20 protein-coding genes and 1 other annotated feature are annotated in these 16,647 nt (G+C 55.6%); of the genes, 10 read left to right on the top strand and 10 right to left on the bottom strand.

All coding sequences use genetic code 11. The features are described from left to right. Positions 1–353 precede the first annotated feature (353 nt). Positions 354–662 carry a hypothetical protein gene (locus tag RRU01S_RS23180; RefSeq protein ID WP_045232598.1) on the top strand — a complete coding sequence of 103 codons (309 nt, stop codon included), beginning with the start codon at positions 354–356 and terminating at the stop codon, positions 660–662. 374 nt (positions 663–1,036) lie between these two features. Here the strand turns inward: RRU01S_RS23180 and arsH are convergent, their stop codons facing one another. The 6 genes from arsH to RRU01S_RS23150 form a co-directional block, all read right to left on the bottom strand. Next, on the bottom strand, positions 1,037–1,723 hold the full coding sequence (arsH, locus tag RRU01S_RS23175; protein ID WP_045232597.1) for an arsenical resistance protein ArsH: 687 nt from the start codon (positions 1,721–1,723) through the stop codon (positions 1,037–1,039). A gap of 10 nt (positions 1,724–1,733) precedes the next feature. Beyond that, positions 1,734–2,156, bottom strand: coding sequence for an arsenate reductase (glutaredoxin) (gene arsC / locus RRU01S_RS23170; protein WP_045232596.1), 423 nt, complete (start codon positions 2,154–2,156; stop codon positions 1,734–1,736). 2 nt (positions 2,157–2,158) lie between these two features. Further along, entirely contained in the window at positions 2,159–3,217 is a 1,059-nt protein-coding gene (gene arsB, locus RRU01S_RS23165) for an ACR3 family arsenite efflux transporter (RefSeq protein WP_045232595.1), read from the bottom strand. Beyond that, a complete protein-coding gene (locus RRU01S_RS23160) occupies positions 3,217–3,744 on the bottom strand; it encodes an arsenate reductase ArsC (RefSeq protein WP_045232594.1) in 528 nt (175 codons plus the stop codon). The genes arsB and RRU01S_RS23160 overlap by 1 nt, the downstream gene beginning before the upstream one ends. Positions 3,745–3,954: 210 nt before the next feature. Continuing rightward, positions 3,955–4,200 carry a GNAT family N-acetyltransferase gene (locus RRU01S_RS26580; protein WP_234936198.1) on the bottom strand — a complete coding sequence of 82 codons (246 nt, stop codon included), beginning with the start codon at positions 4,198–4,200 and terminating at the stop codon, positions 3,955–3,957. After that, a complete protein-coding gene (locus tag RRU01S_RS23150; RefSeq protein ID WP_045232593.1) occupies positions 4,197–4,550 on the bottom strand; it encodes an ArsR/SmtB family transcription factor in 354 nt (117 codons plus the stop codon). The genes RRU01S_RS26580 and RRU01S_RS23150 overlap by 4 nt, the downstream gene beginning before the upstream one ends. 168 nt (positions 4,551–4,718) lie before the next feature. Further along, positions 4,719–4,769 (top strand) — a sequence feature (sul1 is cis-regulatory element that is thought to sense ions involved in sulfur or methionine metabolism; They are found in Alphaproteobacteria). Positions 4,770–4,989: 220 nt separating this feature from the next. On the opposite strand from RRU01S_RS23150, the gene RRU01S_RS23145 reads away from it, so the two are divergent. Genes RRU01S_RS23145 through RRU01S_RS23130 form a run of 5 tightly spaced genes read left to right on the top strand, consistent with a single transcriptional unit; the run spans position 4,990 to position 8,781 of the window. Next, positions 4,990–6,480, top strand: coding sequence for a SulP family inorganic anion transporter (locus RRU01S_RS23145; RefSeq protein WP_045232592.1), 1,491 nt, complete (start codon positions 4,990–4,992; stop codon positions 6,478–6,480). A 10-nt stretch (positions 6,481–6,490) separates the two neighbouring features. Further along, positions 6,491–6,811: a hypothetical protein gene (locus RRU01S_RS23140; RefSeq protein ID WP_045232591.1), complete on the top strand. Its 321-nt coding sequence runs from the start codon at positions 6,491–6,493 to the stop codon at positions 6,809–6,811. Positions 6,812–6,840: 29 nt separating this feature from the next. Further along, positions 6,841–6,975, top strand: coding sequence for a universal stress protein (locus RRU01S_RS26800; protein ID WP_327787145.1), 135 nt, complete (start codon positions 6,841–6,843; stop codon positions 6,973–6,975). A 49-nt stretch (positions 6,976–7,024) separates the two neighbouring features. Further along, on the top strand, positions 7,025–7,582 hold the full coding sequence (locus RRU01S_RS23135; protein ID WP_065699161.1) for an NYN domain-containing protein: 558 nt from the start codon (positions 7,025–7,027) through the stop codon (positions 7,580–7,582). Further along, positions 7,579–8,781 (top strand): MFS transporter, encoded by a 1,203-nt coding sequence (locus RRU01S_RS23130; protein WP_045232590.1) that lies wholly within the window; start codon positions 7,579–7,581, stop codon positions 8,779–8,781. The genes RRU01S_RS23135 and RRU01S_RS23130 overlap by 4 nt, the downstream gene beginning before the upstream one ends. A 416-nt stretch (positions 8,782–9,197) precedes the next feature. On the opposite strand, the gene RRU01S_RS23125 is transcribed toward RRU01S_RS23130, so the two are convergent. Beyond that, positions 9,198–9,443: a SemiSWEET family sugar transporter gene (locus RRU01S_RS23125; RefSeq protein ID WP_045232589.1), complete on the bottom strand. Its 246-nt coding sequence runs from the start codon at positions 9,441–9,443 to the stop codon at positions 9,198–9,200. 363 nt (positions 9,444–9,806) lie between these two features. Between RRU01S_RS23125 and RRU01S_RS23120 the strand changes: the two genes are divergently transcribed. Together RRU01S_RS23120 and RRU01S_RS23115 are read left to right on the top strand one after the other, a co-directional pair. Next, the gene (locus RRU01S_RS23120; protein WP_045232588.1) at positions 9,807–10,256 is read left to right on the top strand and encodes a MarR family winged helix-turn-helix transcriptional regulator; all 450 of its coding nucleotides are present in this window, start codon (positions 9,807–9,809) and stop codon (positions 10,254–10,256) included. Positions 10,257–10,310: 54 nt separating this feature from the next. Beyond that, on the top strand, positions 10,311–11,525 hold the full coding sequence (locus tag RRU01S_RS23115) for an FAD-dependent monooxygenase (protein ID WP_045232587.1): 1,215 nt from the start codon (positions 10,311–10,313) through the stop codon (positions 11,523–11,525). A gap of 45 nt (positions 11,526–11,570) precedes the next feature. On the opposite strand, the gene RRU01S_RS23110 is transcribed toward RRU01S_RS23115, so the two are convergent. Next, positions 11,571–12,293, bottom strand: a complete 723-nt coding sequence (locus RRU01S_RS23110; RefSeq protein WP_045232586.1) for an SDR family oxidoreductase — start codon at positions 12,291–12,293, stop codon at positions 11,571–11,573. Positions 12,294–12,414: 121 nt separating this feature from the next. Between RRU01S_RS23110 and RRU01S_RS23105 the strand changes: the two genes are divergently transcribed. Together RRU01S_RS23105 and RRU01S_RS23100 are read left to right on the top strand one after the other, a co-directional pair. Then, entirely contained in the window at positions 12,415–13,326 is a 912-nt protein-coding gene (locus RRU01S_RS23105; RefSeq protein ID WP_045232617.1) for a LysR family transcriptional regulator, read from the top strand. Positions 13,327–13,427: 101 nt separating this feature from the next. Beyond that, complete coding sequence (locus RRU01S_RS23100) at positions 13,428–14,015, top strand: DUF1349 domain-containing protein (protein WP_045232585.1); 588 nt, start codon at positions 13,428–13,430, stop codon at positions 14,013–14,015. 99 nt (positions 14,016–14,114) lie between these two features. Here the strand turns inward: RRU01S_RS23100 and RRU01S_RS23095 are convergent, their stop codons facing one another. Both RRU01S_RS23095 and dinB read right to left on the bottom strand, forming a co-directional pair. Then, positions 14,115–15,011, bottom strand: coding sequence for a hypothetical protein (locus RRU01S_RS23095; protein WP_412674301.1), 897 nt, complete (start codon positions 15,009–15,011; stop codon positions 14,115–14,117). A 542-nt stretch (positions 15,012–15,553) separates the two neighbouring features. Beyond that, a complete protein-coding gene (gene dinB / locus RRU01S_RS23085) occupies positions 15,554–16,627 on the bottom strand; it encodes a DNA polymerase IV (protein ID WP_045232582.1) in 1,074 nt (357 codons plus the stop codon). Positions 16,628–16,647 lie beyond the last annotated feature (20 nt).

Here is a 16,647-nt window from a genome sequence, read left to right as displayed (position 1 = left end):
CATATATTCCCGGGTGTTCACTGCGTTTTGATACGGTGTCCAGCGGAACGGCTTTTCGAGCGCGGCAGTAGTCCTGAGTATCAATTAAATCTCGGCGTCATTGATTTACCTAATTTTACAATCTCTTCACAGCACTTAACATTGGTTCAAGTAGGCTGATTTGGGCCGACTTTGACAGGTGATTAGTTCGCTGTTCAAAGCCAGCGGCTGGCATGTTGCCAAGAGCCCTACGAGTGTCAAGACTTCCCCCAGCTGGTACTCGTAGGGCTTAAACATCATGTCCATATCGACAGACGGAATAGCGAGGGAGCTCTTCGGTTGTCGGTTCCCACAACCGCTGGAGGTTTGAGCCCGTGACATGTTTCGTTCCAGCAAAAGACGGCAAAGCCTATTGCGAAAAACGAACCAATCCTGTCAAAATCACCATAGTGGCGTTGACGCTAGTGACATTGGTCGCGGTTTTCTGGCCGTTCATCGTGGAGTTGACAGCAGTGCGGCTTCTTGGCTTGCTTGCCGGGGCAAATTTTCTGGCCTTGCAGTTTGGAATGCTGTTGTCGCTGCTGAAAAACAGCATGGTTCGCCATGTACTCCAGCCGCGGGCTAAGTCTCGGCGTTCGCTGTTGCGCGAACGCCATGAAGTAAGCACCGTTACACGGTTCTGATCGTGTGTCTTTCGTGGCACGCAGTCCGAAGTCGAAAATTTGTTCTTCACGAATAGGTTTTGCATTTTCGCATAGCTGCACTGCTGCAAAGTCTATTTAATGTGCGGCAATAATGGGTATCTTTGTGGCATCGACGCTATGCACTTCCTCCCGCAGAGCTTCGATTTAAGATGGCCCACACCTCCTCCCAAGGGACGTCTGTTAGATCAGCGGCACCTTCCTCCCAGTCGCTGTTCGTTTCTTTTAATAAAGCCTGCCGCACCTCCTCCCGCGGCAGGCTTTTTCGTTTTCAGGCCTTGGTGCATCAAAATCCTGGATTGAGCTACGGTTCTTGCCCGCTTGCCACTAAGCAGGTCCAAATAGTGTGGCGATTATCACATCGATTTCGGAGCGATCCGCTTTTCGAGTTCCTCAGCCTTTTCTTTCCTCTCGCTGTAGCGGTCGGTCAGGTAGGCCGACGCGTCCCTCGTGAGAATGGTGAACTTGACGAGTTCCTCGCAGACATCGACGACCCGGTCGTAGAAGGACGACGGCTTCATACGGCCCTCGGCGTCGAATTCCTGAAAAGCTTTGGGAACGGATGACTGGTTCGGGATCGTGATCATCCGCATCCATCGTCCCAGTATGCGCATCTGGTTGACCGCGTTGAAAGACTGGCTTCCACCCGACACTTCCATAACCGCGAGTGTCTTGCCCTGTGTCGGGCGAACGGACCCGATGGACAAAGGTATCCAGTCGATCTGGGCCTTCATGATTCCCGTCATCGCGCCATGACGCTCGGGGCTGACCCAAACCTGGCCCTCGGACCACTCGGACAGCAGGCGCAGTTCCTGCACCTTGGGATGGCTAACCGGAGCCTCGTCCGGCAATGGCAGCCCGCTGGGATCGAACACGTGGACCTCGCATCCGAGATGTTCGAGCAGGCGGCGGGCCTCGTGTGCCAGAAGCCTGCTATAAGAAACTTCCCGAAGGGACCCGTAGAGGATCAGGATACGCGGCTTGTGGGTCGAAAACTGCGGACGCAGCGCGTCGCGATCCGGTGCTGTCAAATGTTCGGTCATGGCTGGCAGATCAGACAACGCGCTTGGCCTCCTCGTTGAGGACCTGTTCTCCGTCCTCCTTCGTGAACGGACCGTTGAACGTGTTCGGCAGGATGTCGAGGGCGGCCTCTGAGGGCCTTGCGAGTCGGGTGCCGAGCGGTGTGACGACAAACGGACGGTTGATCAGGATCGGGGCCGTCAGCATCGCGTCGAGGAGCTGGTCATCGGTCAGTGCGGGGTCGCCAAGACCGAGGTCGGCGTAGGGCGTTCCCTTTTCACGGATGGCCTGTCTGACCGTCAGTCCGGCATCCGAGATCATTTTCGCGAGTTCCGCACGCGACGGCGGCGTCTTCAGATATTCGATGATGTCTGGCTCGATTCCCGCGTGCCGGATCAGGGCCAGCGTGTTGCGCGAAGTTCCGCATTCGGGATTATGATAGATGGTAACATCCATAGTCAGGTCCTTTTTGAGACTTTGTTTCGGGAGACGGCCGGCGCGGCCTCATACCAGCCCTTCGACCGGTTCACGATCCAGACGACCGAGAGCATGACGGGGACTTCGATGAGGACACCGACCACGGTGGCGAGTGCTGCACCCGACTGGAAACCGAAGAGCGAGATGGCGGCGGCGACGGCCAGCTCGAAGAAATTCGAGGCTCCGATAAGCGCCGATGGTCCGGCAACGCAGTGGCGTTCCCCGGCCATCCTGTTGAGGATGTAGGCAAGCCCCGAATTGAAGTAGACCTGGATCAGGATCGGGACGGCCAGCAGGGCGATGATCGTCGGTTGCGCGATGATCTGCTCGCCTTGGAAGCCAAACAGAAGGACCAGAGTCGCAAGAAGCGCGACAAGCGAAAGCGGCTGGAGTTTCGAAAGAACGCGATCAAGCGCGCGCTCAGTGCCGTTGGCCGTGAGGCGGACCCGGATCACCTGCGCGATTATGACCGGGACGACGATGTAAAGCGCGACCGATATCGCCAGGGTGTCCCATGGCACCGTGATCGCGGAGAGACCGAGGAGCAGTGCGACGACAGGCGCGAACGCTACGATCATGATCGCGTCGTTCAGCGCGACCTGCGACAGCGTGAACAGCGGTTCGCCTTTCGTCAGGTTGCTCCAGACGAACACCATCGCCGTGCAGGGCGCCGCAGCAAGGATGATCAGGCCCGCTATGTAGGAATCGATCTGGTCGGCGGGTAAATAGGGACGGAACATCCATCCGACAAACAGCCATCCAAGGAGAGCCATGGAGAAGGGCTTGATGGCCCAGTTGATGAGCAGGGTCACCCCGATCCCGCGCCAATAGCTGCCGACCTTCGACAGCGAACGGAAGTCGATCTTCAAGAGCATTGGGATGATCATCAGCCAGATCAGGATTGCCACGGAAATATTGACATTGGCGATCTCGGCAGAGCCGATTGTCTGGAAGACACCGGGCATCAGATGGCCGAGGGCAATCCCGACGATGATGCAGAGGAAGACCCAGATGGTGAGGTAGCGCTCGAACAAGGACATCAGGCACTTTCCTCCTGTGCGGAGGTCGAGCCTTCGATGCGACCGATCTGACGAAGCTTCTGTTCCAGCGCCATCCTGTCGATCGATGTCAGCGGAGGACTGAGGAATGCGGCAATGCGGTTCTTGAGGAGCCTTGTGGCCTGGGCGAAGGTGCGCTGTACCTCGACATCGGAGCCCTCGACGGCGGCCGGGTCTTCGACACCCCAGTGCGCGGTCATCGGATGTCCGATCCAAACGGGACATGCTTCGCCCGCGGCGCTGTCGCAGACGGTGAAGATGAAATCCATCTCGGGAGCGCCGGGTTCGGCGAAGACATCCCAGTTCTTCGACGAAAAGCCCGTGGACGGATAGCCGAGCGCTTCCAGTTCGCGCAGCGCATGCGGGTTGACCTCGCCCTTGGGTTGGCTCCCGGCGGAAAACGCCCGAAAGCGGCCTTTGCCTTCATTATTGAGGATGGATTCGCCAAGAATAGAGCGAGCGGAATTGCCCGTGCAGAGGAACAGCACGTTGTAGGTCTTGTTGGTCATCGTCGTGTTCCCTTGTTAGCTCGGTGGCCTGGTAAGTTTCATGACGGTCGCGGAGGCAGGGCAGATGCCCGAGAGCTGGCGGGTGGAGAGGAAGAGTTCGGGCACGGCGGATCGATCGACGACCGCGAACCCGAGGTCTTTGAAAAACTCAGAGGCTGTCGTCGTTGCGAGATAGATGTCTACGGCGCCCTCGGCTCGGTCGAGTGCCAGTCAAGTCACGATGCGACCAAAACCCTTGCCACGATGGTCGGGGAGAACGACAAGCGGCCTTAGAAGGCTGGCGTCGCCGCAGGCCTCTATGCCCGAGTACCCGACCGTGGCACCGTCCTCGGCGACAGCCTTGAAGAGCGAGCGGCCCTCGTCGCGGATGTCGTCCGTCGGAAGATGCGCCTCGATCAGCGTCGCCTTCAACTCCGGATCGTCGGCTCCGACAGGTTCAAGCCGGATTACCGTCATGACGGCCTCGGTTCGGGTGCGCAACAGGGGGTGAGTTCGGCGATCAGTGGCGCGCAGAGTTCTGCCGACCCGCCGCAACAATCCTTCAGCAGGAACAGTGTCAGGTCACGAAAACCGTCGAGGTCAGCCCGGTAAATGATCGATCGGCTCTGACGTTCGCTCTTGATAAGACCCGCCCTCGCCAGCGTGCCGAGGTGGGCCGACATCGTGTTTTGCGGAACGTCGAGCATCCTCGCTAGCTCCCCTGCTGGTACGCCGTCGGGTTCATGGCGGACCAGTGTTCTAAATGTCTCAAGCCGTGTTGTCTGAGCAAGAGCGGAGAGAGCGGTAATCGCCGTGCTGTTTTCCATATATCCAGAATAATGGATATTTAGTTGATGTCAACTTGATTTGGCGGGTGAGTGTGCAAGAGTGCTTGGATAAGTGTGAAGTGTCCAGGACATCGGTCGATGTTTTTTTTCGGCGACCGAGTTTTGTTCTTGATCATATCTCGATTTGCCGCGATATTAGCTGCAGCAACCGGACCCGCACGCGGGTGGCTTCTCCGAGCGCCTATCCCTCGGCAACCAGCTAACTCCTGCTCATCTTCCCCAAGATACCCGCAGTGAGTATTCCGATTGGACCTCCCTAATGACAGCGTTCGTCTGACCATGCTCTGAATTGACGCCTGTTGCTTTCTGCTGCCACGGTTCCGTGTTCTCAGATCAAGCAAATTCACAGGCGTATCTCCCCTTTTTTATCCACCCACACGCTGTTTGAAGACAGTGTGCGGCATAGGAGACCTGTAACTTGAACACAGATTTCATCGGCACTATAAAGGCCGAATGGTTTGGCAACGTCAAAGCTGAAGTCCTTGCCGGACTGGTTGTTGCGCTTGCTCTTATTCCGGAGGCTATCGCCTTCTCTATTATCGCTGGGGTCGATCCCAAGGTCGGCCTTTATGCATCGTTCTCGATTTCCATTCTGATCGCGATCGTCGGCGGCCGGCCGGGGATGATCTCGGCGGCGACCGCCGCGACCGCGATCCTTATGGTTACCCTCGTGCGCGACCACGGGCTCCAGTATCTGCTCGCCGCAACCGTGCTGGCTGGTATTCTTCAGATCGTGGCTGGCCTTTCGCGCCTCGGATACCTGATGCGGTTCGTGTCGCGTTCTGTCATGACCGGGTTCGTCAACGCACTGGCCATTCTCATATTCATGGCGCAGTTACCGGAACTCACGAATGTCCCGCTGCTCACCTATGTGCTTGTCGCGGCAGGCCTGGGCATTATCTATCTTTTCCCGTACGTCACGAAGGCGATCCCTTCGCCGCTGGTTTGTATCGTCACCCTGACGGCACTATCGATCTTCTTTGGGTTTGACATCCGCACCGTCGGCGACATGGGAGAACTGCCTTCGACGCTTCCCATTTTTCTGATCCCGCAGGTTCCCTTTAATCTGGAAACACTGCTGATTATCCTGCCCTATTCGGCGGCGGTCGCGGCAGTCGGACTGCTGGAGTCCCTGATGACGGCCCAGATCGTGGATGACCTGACGGACACTCCAAGTGACAAGAACCGCGAGTGCGTTGGTCAGGGTATTGCCAATACCGTGACGGGCTTCATCGGCGGCATGGCCGGCTGCGCCATGATTGGCCAGTCGATCATCAACGTAAAGTCGGGTGGGCGAGGTCGACTGTCGACACTCTCTGCAGGTGCATTCCTGCTATTCATGATCCTTGTTCTTGGCGATCTCGTCAGTCAGATACCCATGGCCGCATTGGTCGCCATCATGATCATGGTATCGATCGGTACCTTCTCGTGGTCTTCGATCCGCAACCTCAAGGATCATCCCCGGTCCTCGTCGGTGGTGATGCTGGCAACGGTCGCGGGCGTTGTCCTGACCCATAATCTCGCCATCGGTGTGCTGATAGGCGTGTTGATGTCGGCCGTCTTGTTTTCGTGGAAGATTTCCCAGATTTTCGAGGTCACGTCGCAGCTGTCGCAAGAGGGTAGACATCGAACCTACGTTGTCGAGGGACAGGTGTTCTTCGCCTCGGTAGACGACTTCAACAAGGCTTTCGACTTCAAAGAAGCGCTGGACAAAGTCACCATCGACGTCAGCCGCGCCCACATCTGGGACATCTCCAGCGTTGCGGCTCTGGACATGATCGTCCTGAAATTCCGTCGCGAAGGCGCCGACGTCGTTATTATCGGATTGAACCGGGCTAGTGAAACCATCGTCGACAAGCTGGCCATCCATGACAAGCCAGGCGCGATGGAACGTCTAATGGGCCATTGAGGAGAACGACATGACCAAGATCATCGCATTCATCGACGGCTCCCAGTATGCCAAAAACATCTGCGACCATATCGTCTGGATCAACCAGCGCGCACCGGTCTCTGTCGACCTGATCCATGTCATCGGTCGCCGCGACACATCGAGCGCGCCCTTCAACCTGAGTGGAAACATCGGGCTGGGTGCCCGCACGGCCCTCCTTGAAGAACTTGCCGACCTCGATGCCCGCAAGGCCAAAGCTGCGCACCAGCGGGGGCATCTTTTGCTCGACGAAGCCAAAGCACTGCTGAAGTCGGCTGGTATCCCTGATGTGGAAACGAAGCTCAGATCATAAAGGGAGAGACCCAGGAAGTAATCTCGGAAGTGATCGAGCGAGAAGGTTATGATCTACTGATCATGGGTGCGTTCAGCCATTCACGCCTGAGAAGCCTGTTTCTTGGCTCCTCGACAACGGAGATGATCCGCTCCTGCACGGTCCCCGTCGTGATTATCAGATGACCATTGGCGTTGCGCGGGTCTCAGATCCGCCATGCATGGGAGGACTACGATGACGGACAAGACGTTTTTCTTCGTGGATGGTAGTCACTATGATCGGCTGCGCCGCGTTTTCGACACAAGGCTCGATCTACCCAAGCTCGGTGCGATTGCAGCACACGGTGCGCCGATCGACCAGTCAGTCTACTTTCGCGACGAGCGGGACGACGCTGAAGCGAGCCGGCTTAACGGTCTGTTCGAGTGGCTACGCCGACATGGCTTCGAGGTCAGAGGACATGTTCACGCAAAAAGCGAGCCACGCGAGAGGTACGGCACCAATCTGGTGGAGATCGCCGTCGCCGCCTTGACTATGGCGACAGCAGGAGACCGTGTTCTGCTCTTGGCTGGTGACAGGAAGCTGGAGGCCATGTGTCGAGCTTTGAGGACGAAAGGAACAACGATAACATTGGTCTCGACGCTTCAGGCATCGGAGAAAATTGCTCCGCCTCGTATTTTGCTGAATGCCGTGGACAGGTTCATCGATGTGGCGCAGATACTTGATCAGGTTATCGACCCGAAACCGGACATAAACAATGAAGAGCATGGTAGGCAAAAGCGCGGGACGGTATGATTAGGGGCTACATCCAGTTTTCTCGGGCCAACTGGCCGTTGCTGCTATTCGGCGCGTCGTTGATGGCGCTCTCGAGCTTCGGTCAGACATTTTTCGTTTCCATGTCGGGTGCTCATTTCAGGTCGACGTTCGGCCTCAGCGACGGGGGACTAGGCACCGCCTATGCTGCAGGAACTTTCGCCAGCGCTTTGACACTGACTTGGGCAGGTCGACTGATCGATTACACAACTGTACGCCGGTTCACCTGGTCTGTTGCGTTTTTGCTGGCGTTTGCGTGCCTGCTCGTGTCGATCAGCCCGAATTACATCGTGCTTGCCATTGCATTTTACTTCCTTCGGCTCGGGGGCCAAGGGCTGATGACCCATACGGCCCTCATGGCGACGGCGCGGTCATTTCCGAATGATGCTGGCAAGGCATTGGGGCTCATCGCCCTCGGCCTGTCGGCAGCTCAGGGTATCTTGCCGTTTGCGACGGTGTTTGTGATGGACACCTGGGGTTGGCGCACAGGGTGGGCGGTCAACGCGACCATGGTTATCCTCGGAGTGGCCTTCGCCCTCAGGTTTCTGCCGGTTGCTGGCGATGAGCCTTTGCGGAGTCGGAGTGACCGAACGGAAAGCGATGGCATCAAGCCCAGGCCCCTGTGGCACGACAGAAGACTCCTACTCACCCTGCCTGCCGTTCTTGCAAGTCCGTTCATCGTCACTGGGTTCTTTTTCCATCAGGCAAGGCTCGCCGAACAGAAGGGGTGGAATATCGCGACGGTCGCAGGAAGTCTCGGAGCTTTTGCCGTCGTTCAGGCTGTCTCTCTAGTTGTTATAGGCCCAGTGATCGACCGCCTTGGCCCCAAAAGACTGCTTCCCTTTTTTCTTATTCCTCAAGCTCTCGGCATGGTTTTGCTCGGAACGGCGAGCAGCCCCATCGTCGCACCGCTCTACATGTTGTTTATGGCCGTGTCCGCTGCCTTTGGGTCGACGCTTGCAACAGCGCTTTGGGTTGAACTTTTCGGGACGAAAGACCTTGCACGGGTCAGGTCAGTTGTTGAGGCAGGAGCGGTGTTAGCTAGCGGAGCGTCTCCAGTGATCATGGGACTTTTAATAGATGCGGGCATCCCATTGGCTTCACAGGCCCTCGCTTGTTGCGGCTACAGCGTGGTGGCTTCGATAGCGGCTGTTGGTGTGATCCGGCAGCGTCGCGCTTAAAGTAAATTACAGTCGACCTTGAAAATGGGGTTGAATCCATTTCATCTATGGGAATAGCGAGGGGAAGGTTCATGTTAGTGCCTCGCCCGACATTCGGGTAGGGAAAAGAATGGTTTTTGCTTGGAACTTGCTCCAAGGCCATTTGCGGCTCTCTATTGAATATTGCTTTCCTTCTTTGTGAAGAGAGATGACAGCTGTCTCTCACTAGAATTTGAGTGACGATCCAGAGACTCACATGACATTTGCATCGTCGAATGCTGGTTTCTACCAGAAACTATGTCACGACTCTGACTAGTAGTCACACATCAACGACTATTTTATGGGTCAAAACAACCAATTCTCACTGTTTTTCCAATTGCGAACACAACTTCTTCTTTACACGTATACGCCAATGACGGGTCGGTTTTACGAGTCACCTAAGACGACAATTTCTTCATCAATATAAACGCTGATAAGAAAAAACACGTAGAATTGGTCACAATAATTGGCCACTCGGTCTGCAAAATCCCAAACGCCGTCCAAAGAATAAAGCCCGTTACGGTGAGGCAATACATTTTCGCCGAAATCGCTTGCGTGTCACCGGTTTGAATGACCTTCCAAACCTGCGGGATGAAGCTGAAGACGGAACAAAATGAAGCAGCATAGCCAACGAAGAGAGTCATATCCAAAACGTCAAGTCCTTATTAAACTGTGGTTTTCTGCTTAGCCATCCAAGAGTGGTGATCTCAGCAATGGCAGCGGACGCACTACAGTGTGTCGTAAGCTTATGGTATGTGCGAAGAGGTCGCGCACTAAACTCCAAGCCGCTACCGCGACGTGATACTCTAATCGTAAATGCTATCCAGGGTTCCGAGTGACAACCGGTCTGTACGGAACCAGACCTACACAAACAGATTGACGGCATCCGCAGCACAGACTGATTATCGATTGCGCTTGCCAGTCAGTGTCGACGTTCAATGCCGAGGATCAATACTCTTCAGCTACGCCGCAGCGAACGAAATCCAATCAATACATCAAGGAAAGTTATGTCGGATCAGGACGATCACATTCATCCGGAAGCGGCGGTGGCCCCCGGCTATCTTGCGAACCACGCCGCGCGCGTGTTCAACCGCGGGGTCGATTCATTACTACGCCCATATGGTCTCTCCCTGCCTCTCATCGGTCCCATCATGCTGTTGTCCTGGAAAGGGCCGATGCTTCAGCGCGACCTCGTCCGCTCTTCTGCAATAAAGCAGCCGGCTATGGTGGCGCTGCTCGACAAACTCGAAGCGATGGTTTTGATCAGCCGCACGCCTACTCAAACAGATCGGCGGGCTGCAATGGTAGAACTCACGGCCCAAGGGGTAGAAGCTGCAGCCATCGGGCGCGATGCATTGCTTGCGGCAAATGCGAAAGGTATCGAGGGCTTCTCCGCTGAAGAGGCGGCTCTGGTCGTGAAGCTCTTCCAACGTCTGATCGACAATTTAGAAGCGTGACGCCGGAACAAATACATCATTGATGATGTTGTTTGTGCAAAGGAGATCATTGCCATGGCAAATCGCATTCTCATCACAGGCGCCAGTATCGCAGGCACTACGGCAGCCTGGTGGCTGAGCCGTTACGGATTTGATGTTACCGTTGTCGAGCGTACGCCAGAGTTTCGTGATGGCGGGCAAAACATCGACGTCCGAGGGGTTGGTCGTGACGTCCTGCGAAGAATGGGACTTGAGCAGTCGGCACTTGAGCGCGGTACGGGCGAGGAGGGTACGGTCTGGGTCGATGAGGACGGTGAATCCGTCGCGCGTTTCGTAACTGATGAGCTCGGCAGTGACGGACCGACTGCAGAAATGGAAATCCTGCGTGGCGACCTCGCACGCTTGCTTTATGAGCCAGCGCAGGAGCAGGCAGTGTTTCGCTTCGGCGATCACATAAAGCGGATCGAGGACGGTTTCGATTCTGTAACCGTGACTTTCGCAAGCGGAAAGGCTGAGAAATACGACGCTGTCATCATCGCAGAAGGAGTGGGCTCGTCGACACGTAAGCTGGTTTTTCCAAACGAAAACGAACCGCGCTGGATGGACCTTACCATCGCTTATTTCACCATTCCAAGGCAGGCGGACGACGATCGGATGTGGCGATGGTACAACGCGACTGAAGGACGCAGCATATCTCTCAGGCCTGACATGCATGGGACCACGCGGGCCATGCTGTCGATCCAGCAACCTGCGAATGGCGAACAAGACTGGAGCGTCGAGGAGCAGAAAGCCTATCTGCATAAGCGCTTTGAAGACGCCGGATGGCAAGCTCCACGCGTGCTTTCACACATGCAAGACACTACTGACTTTTATTTCGATGTCTTACGCCAGATCCATATGAAGCGATGGTCGACAGGACGCATTGTGCTCACGGGCGATGCTGCTTGGTGCGCAACTCCCCTCGCAGGCATAGGCGCAACGCTTGCTGTTACCGGGGCTTATGTGCTGGCAAGCGAAATAAAACTCAGGTCTACGAAGATGGTGGAGGCTTTTTCATCGTACGAAAAAGCAATGCGCCCCATGGTCAAGAACGGGCAGGGCGTTCCAAAGATCGCTCCCCGTATTATGAATCCAAAAACCCAACTTGGCATCAACTTGTTGCACGGCGTGCTTAATGTCGCCAGCAAGCCAGGTATCCGAGATGTGGCAGCGAAGCTTTTTGCCAGCGAGCCTGAAGGCCCCGCTTTTTCACCCTATGACGCCTTGGTGAATGATGGCAACCCCTTATGATTGCAAAGAGGCGCGTCCAGAAAATCGACCATTGGCGTCCGAATCCTACCAAGGTGCTGACGTCCGCTCGAAAAAGAACCCTCCTGTCGGTCCCGAAGCATCTTGACCAGCAAGCCAGACGATGGTGTCTGCAGCCTGTTCAACACTACGATATCCCGAGTGGTTGTTGAAATCCGTTTTTGTATAGCCCGGATCGGCAGCATTGACGCTTATGCCTTCTTTCGCCAGGTCCTTGGCCAAAGACACAGTGATCGCGTTTAATGCTGTCTTTGAGGTATTGTAACCGAGGATATTCACAGCATGATATGGGTGCGCAGGATCTGAGAGCCATGTCAGTGATCCCAGTCCGCTGCTTACCATAACCACGTTGGCTTGACCTGAAGCACGCAGCAGAGGCAAAAATGCCTGGGTCACCCTGATCGGCCCGAACACGTTGGTCTGATACACGGCTTCGATGTCGCTCAAGGCCTGTGTGCTCGGCGAGCCAGACCTACCTGGGATGCCGGCGTTGTTGATCAACACATCCAGTTTGCCATCGGCATCATGGACAGTTGAGGCCGCGTCCTCAACACTTTTCTGGTCAGCCACGTCGATAGTGACCATGCGAACGTCGATCCCTTCCGAGGTCAGGGTTTTCGCTGCGGCTAAACCTCGACCTTTGTCACGGCTCCCAAGCCAGATGCGGTATCCGCGCCGGCCAAGCTCGCGGGCGGTCGCGAAGCCGATGCTTTTGTTCGCACCCGTGATCAGTACGGTTTTTTTTGCCATGTGATTTTCCTGTCCAGTTTAAACGGCGAGTGTGTTCGACCGTCGATCTTTCCTCACAAAGGCAAGACTAGCAGCTATGGATTGTTTGATAAGCGCGCCGAAAGCGGATAGAGTGATCGTTATGGCGAACAGTGATGCATCGTTAGACGACATTTCTATTTTTCTTTCTCTATGCGAAACGGGCGGGTTTCGGAAAACAGCCACGCAGCTTGGGCTCTCGCCATCGACTGTTAGCGAGAAAATCACATCGTTGGAGCAGCGATTAGGAGTGCCTCTCGTCATACGCACGACGCGCAGCGTCAGCCTGACGGAGACGGGACGGACACTCGCTGCACGTTTGGCACCTCTCATGCGGGAAACACGCGTTGCATTGCAGGACGCCGCCAGTTCGCACGATAAAGTGCGGGGGCTTTTGAAGCTCAATGTCACCGGCGCTGTGATGGTGGATATTCTGCCACCTCTACTCGATCGCTTTCTCATCAGCTTTCCAGATGTGAGGGTTGAGGTGGTCGTCGAAGACAGGCTGGTTGATATCACGGCCGCTGGCTGCGACGCGGGGATCCGCTACGGCGAGCACCTGGCACAGGATATGATTGCTGTGCCGATTGGGCCGCGATTTCAGCAGTTAGCTCTCGCAGCGTCGCCAGCGTATTTAGCGGAACGCGGTACGCCTTTGCATCCAAGCGATCTTCTCACCCACGACTGCATACGCCTTCGCTTTTCAAGTGGCGCCCTTGTCGCCTGGGAGCTGGAATCTGGTGAACAATCCATGACGATCGATCCACCAGGTCGTATTACCATTGGTGTCGATGCCGCACCTGCGGCGATTGAAATGGCATGCGCAGGCCGTGGTGTCATCTGCACATTTGAAAACTGGCTGAGCCCGGCACTGGACGCCGGAGATTTAAGTCCTGTTTTGCCAGAGTGGTGGAGCCGCTTTGAGGGTCCAAAGCTTTATTTCTCCAGTAGACTGATGTCGTCTCCTCTCAGAGCATTCATTGACTTAATTGGTGATGACAAGCGATTCTCATGACTATAGGTGCAGCAACATGCGGCCAGATGGACTGAAATTCACGCGTGAAGTGACGGCTCACCTATTTACCCCAGAAAACTTCAGCTTCGGAGAATGACCCTGTGAAAGTTAATCTTAAAGAAGCTATTTGGCTCAACGAGCCGGCAGTGTGGGAGGCGACGGAAACTGCGCTTACCGTGACGACGGATGCGAACACCGATTTCTGGCGCAAGACCCATTATGGGTTTACGCGCGATAGTGGGCACTTCCTCGGTATAGCCGTTGATGATGGCTTTACAGCGCATGTTCGCGTGCAGGGGAAGTTCCGGTCCCTTTATGATCAGGCCGGTCTTATGGTGCGCATCGATGAAAATCGATGGGTCAAGACGGGTGTCGAATTTACCGACGGGGAACGTTTCCTGAGTGCCGTCATAACCGATGGGAAGTCCGATTGGTCAGTATCCCAGCCGTTCAAAGGACTGGAGGATTTCTACATCCGGGTTACTCTGAAGAGTGGCGCGATGCGCATCCAGGCATCGTCAGATGGTAGAACGTGGCCATTGCTGCGTCTTGCCCCGTTTCCAGAGGTATCTCATTATCTCGTCGGGCTGACAGCATGTACACCGGAGCGAGGCGGATTGGATGTCCGGTTCTCAGAGTTTTCAGTCGGCCCGCCGATAACGACCGATCTTCACGACCTCACGGCTTGACAAAACCACGAACCGTTTTACGGAATAGATCGAACGGTTCACAGACGTTCGAAAAAGCAATGGGGTGCCAAAGGCACCCCAAACATTTTCAAGCACTGATTAACCGCGTGAGATCAATAAGTCTTCTTCATCATCACGCTGCTTGCCGCCAAGTGCTGCAGCGGCTGAAGCAATAAATGCCCCGACCAGCAGTGAGATTGCACCCACGAGAGCGGTGGTCGCCGCTGCCTTGCGTGCGGTATCGGCTGCGTCCTGTGTCTTCACCTTGGCCGTTTCGATCTGGCCGAGCACTCTATCGACACGCGCACGAGCGTCCGTTTCATTCAGACCTGTTCTGGCCGATACGATAGCGGCGACGTACGCACGATCGGGATCGGTTATTTCACCATTCGCGGCGCCCTGGAGGAGAATCCGGGACACCTCAGACACTGCTGCGGCGTTGTCTGTTGTCGCTTCTGCCGTGACCCGTTCCGGCCGCAGAAGTGTGTCGGTGAAATACGAAGTCGATAGATCAGCTCCGCTAGCCGAAGACGCGGCCGATGCAGCTCCAGCCATGGTAGCAGTCGAGGCCGCAGAGCCCACGGCAGAAGCACTGGCTCCGGCGAGAGACGTCAGCGACGACGCGAGAAAACCTATGACCAGAACTGTGGCGAGAGCCCAGCTCAGGAAGCCATGCGCGGTATCTCGGAAGAACACTTCGTCCGTATGGACGGCTGCCCACTTAGTCCGCAGTCGCCCGGTCAGATATCCGCCGACCGCTGAAGAGAGCCATTGAACGACTATCAGCCAAATCGCCGCTGTGACACCTAGAGTGGCAGCCGAACTGCTCTCGCCCGACCAGGGCGATACCATGGTGAGGCCAAATCCCGAGCCTAGGAGCAGTAGTATCAAAGTGACGCCTGTCGCAGCGACAGCTCCACCGATGATAGGGCCCCACGACATCGCAGTCTGGGATGATTCGACGGGTATTGCACCCGTAGCGCCAGATAATGACATCGCCATTCCTATCGTAGAAAAATGGCGAGGAGGATGATGATCGGAAGGGGAATACCCAGCATCCAGAGTAATATGCCACGGCCCATTTGAAAGTCTCCTTATAAAATTTATGGTTGTAGAGACTGTCTAACTGTATGTGCGTGTATTAGTTCCTTCTGCAGAACCCAGGAGTATGCCGATCGTGTTTTGGAGGAGGACCGCCCTCGATGCCAACCAAATTTGAGTGCGGTGGTGCACGATCGGTTTGCGAAAGCTCCTACGACGGTTTAGCCACCGCCTGGAGAGACACTTTCGTCTTCGCGGTCAGACAACGCTCCAGTGCCCGGTGTCTTACTCTCGTCAGTCAAACGTTTCTTCGCGTGAGGTCCGGCCGCGGGGTAGTCTCGGCGATCGACTGGCTTCTTGTCAGTCTCTTCGATTGCTCGTTGAGCTTTTGTGTCTTTGTTCATACACGGCCTCCTGTGGGGTGACGTATGAAATCCAACATAGGGCCTTTGGTTCCTTTAGAGACCAATGCAGTGCTACTTCTTGAATCGTCTCAATCACAATCCGAGATCAAGCTGTGGTGTTTGGATACCCTCTTCGGTGGTGAGGGAGGAAAGAGTGATACCCAAAAGCCGGACCGGCCTTTTGAACGGGAAGACAGACGCTAGCAGTGCATCAGCGATCTCATGGATCATCTCCACGCTTGGAACACTTGAACCGGACGTCTTGCTTCGTGTCGCCTGGGTAAAGTCCGAATATTTGATTTTGACGGTCACGGTTTTTCCGCTGATGTCGTGCGCTTCGCAGTACCGCCAGACCTTTTCGGCCAAGGGTCGTAATTCGGCCTGGGCAAGATCGAGCGCGTCGATGTCCTCGACGAAAGTATCTTCGGCGCCGACGGATTTTCGGACGCGGTTGGCCTTGACCTGCCGCTCATCAATGCCGCGGGCGATACCGTAGAAGTACGGACCTGATTTCCCGAAATGTTGTTGCAGGAACGAAAGGGGTTTTGATTTTAGATCCCAACCCGTTTCGATGCCATGTCGTTTCATCCGCTCTGCCGTGGCAGGGCCAACACCGTGGAATTTCTTGACGGGCAGGGCCTCGACAAAGCCCGGGCCGTTCTTCGGCGTGATCACGGCCTGACCATTGGGCTTGTTCAGGTCGCTCGCCATTTTCGCCAGAAACTTGTTGTATGAGATTCCAGCCGATGCGTTTAGGCCCGTGACTTCCTTAATCTTTGCGCGGATTTCCAAAGCAATTTCAGTAGCGATCTCCATGCGTTTCAGGTTCTCGGTGACATCAAGATAAGCTTCGTCTAGCGACAGCGGTTCGATGACGGGGGTGTACTCCGCAAAAATCTCGCGGATTTGCTGTGACACCTGGCGATAGACCTCAAAGCGAGGGGGCACGAAAATCAGATCAGGGCATTTTCGTTTGGCAGTGATCGATGGCATGGCTGAATAGACGCCGAAGGCTCTTGCCTCATAACTCGCGGCCGCCACAACGCCGCGGGCAGCAGATCCCCCGACCGCCAGCGGCTTGCCACGGAGCTCTGGATTGTCACGTTGTTCGACGGAGGCGTAGAAGGCATCCATATCCACGTGAATGATCTTGCGAACGGGGTGCATGTCAGGGCCTTACCGATTGA

This window comes from Agrobacterium rubi TR3 = NBRC 13261, assembly GCF_000739935.1.
GTDB classification, from domain to species: Bacteria; Pseudomonadota; Alphaproteobacteria; order Rhizobiales; family Rhizobiaceae; genus Agrobacterium; species Agrobacterium rubi.
Note: the sequence above shows the minus strand (reverse complement) of the source record. Positions and strands in the feature narration are given on the sequence as shown.

Excerpts from the sequence above, each read along its gene's own strand:
- arsH (WP_045232597.1), bottom strand. The coding sequence starts at position 1,723 with ATGACCGAACATTTGACAGCACCGGATCGCGACGCGCTGCGTCCGCAG.
- arsC (WP_045232596.1), bottom strand. The coding sequence starts at position 2,156 with ATGGATGTTACCATCTATCATAATCCCGAATGCGGAACTTCGCGCAAC.
- arsB (WP_045232595.1), bottom strand. The coding sequence starts at position 3,217 with ATGTCCTTGTTCGAGCGCTACCTCACCATCTGGGTCTTCCTCTGCATC.
- RRU01S_RS23160 (WP_045232594.1), bottom strand. The coding sequence starts at position 3,744 with ATGACCAACAAGACCTACAACGTGCTGTTCCTCTGCACGGGCAATTCC.
- RRU01S_RS26580 (WP_234936198.1), bottom strand. The coding sequence starts at position 4,200 with ATGACGGTAATCCGGCTTGAACCTGTCGGAGCCGACGATCCGGAGTTG.
- RRU01S_RS23150 (WP_045232593.1), bottom strand. The coding sequence starts at position 4,550 with ATGGAAAACAGCACGGCGATTACCGCTCTCTCCGCTCTTGCTCAGACA.
- RRU01S_RS23140 (WP_045232591.1), top strand. The coding sequence starts at position 6,491 with ATGACCAAGATCATCGCATTCATCGACGGCTCCCAGTATGCCAAAAAC.
- RRU01S_RS23135 (WP_065699161.1), top strand. The coding sequence starts at position 7,025 with ATGACGGACAAGACGTTTTTCTTCGTGGATGGTAGTCACTATGATCGG.
- RRU01S_RS23130 (WP_045232590.1), top strand. The coding sequence starts at position 7,579 with ATGATTAGGGGCTACATCCAGTTTTCTCGGGCCAACTGGCCGTTGCTG.
- RRU01S_RS23125 (WP_045232589.1), bottom strand. The coding sequence starts at position 9,443 with ATGACTCTCTTCGTTGGCTATGCTGCTTCATTTTGTTCCGTCTTCAGC.
- RRU01S_RS23120 (WP_045232588.1), top strand. The coding sequence starts at position 9,807 with ATGTCGGATCAGGACGATCACATTCATCCGGAAGCGGCGGTGGCCCCC.
- RRU01S_RS23115 (WP_045232587.1), top strand. The coding sequence starts at position 10,311 with ATGGCAAATCGCATTCTCATCACAGGCGCCAGTATCGCAGGCACTACG.
- RRU01S_RS23110 (WP_045232586.1), bottom strand. The coding sequence starts at position 12,293 with ATGGCAAAAAAAACCGTACTGATCACGGGTGCGAACAAAAGCATCGGC.
- RRU01S_RS23105 (WP_045232617.1), top strand. The coding sequence starts at position 12,415 with ATGGCGAACAGTGATGCATCGTTAGACGACATTTCTATTTTTCTTTCT.
- RRU01S_RS23095 (WP_412674301.1), bottom strand. The coding sequence starts at position 15,011 with ATGTCATTATCTGGCGCTACGGGTGCAATACCCGTCGAATCATCCCAG.
- dinB (WP_045232582.1), bottom strand. The coding sequence starts at position 16,627 with ATGCACCCCGTTCGCAAGATCATTCACGTGGATATGGATGCCTTCTAC.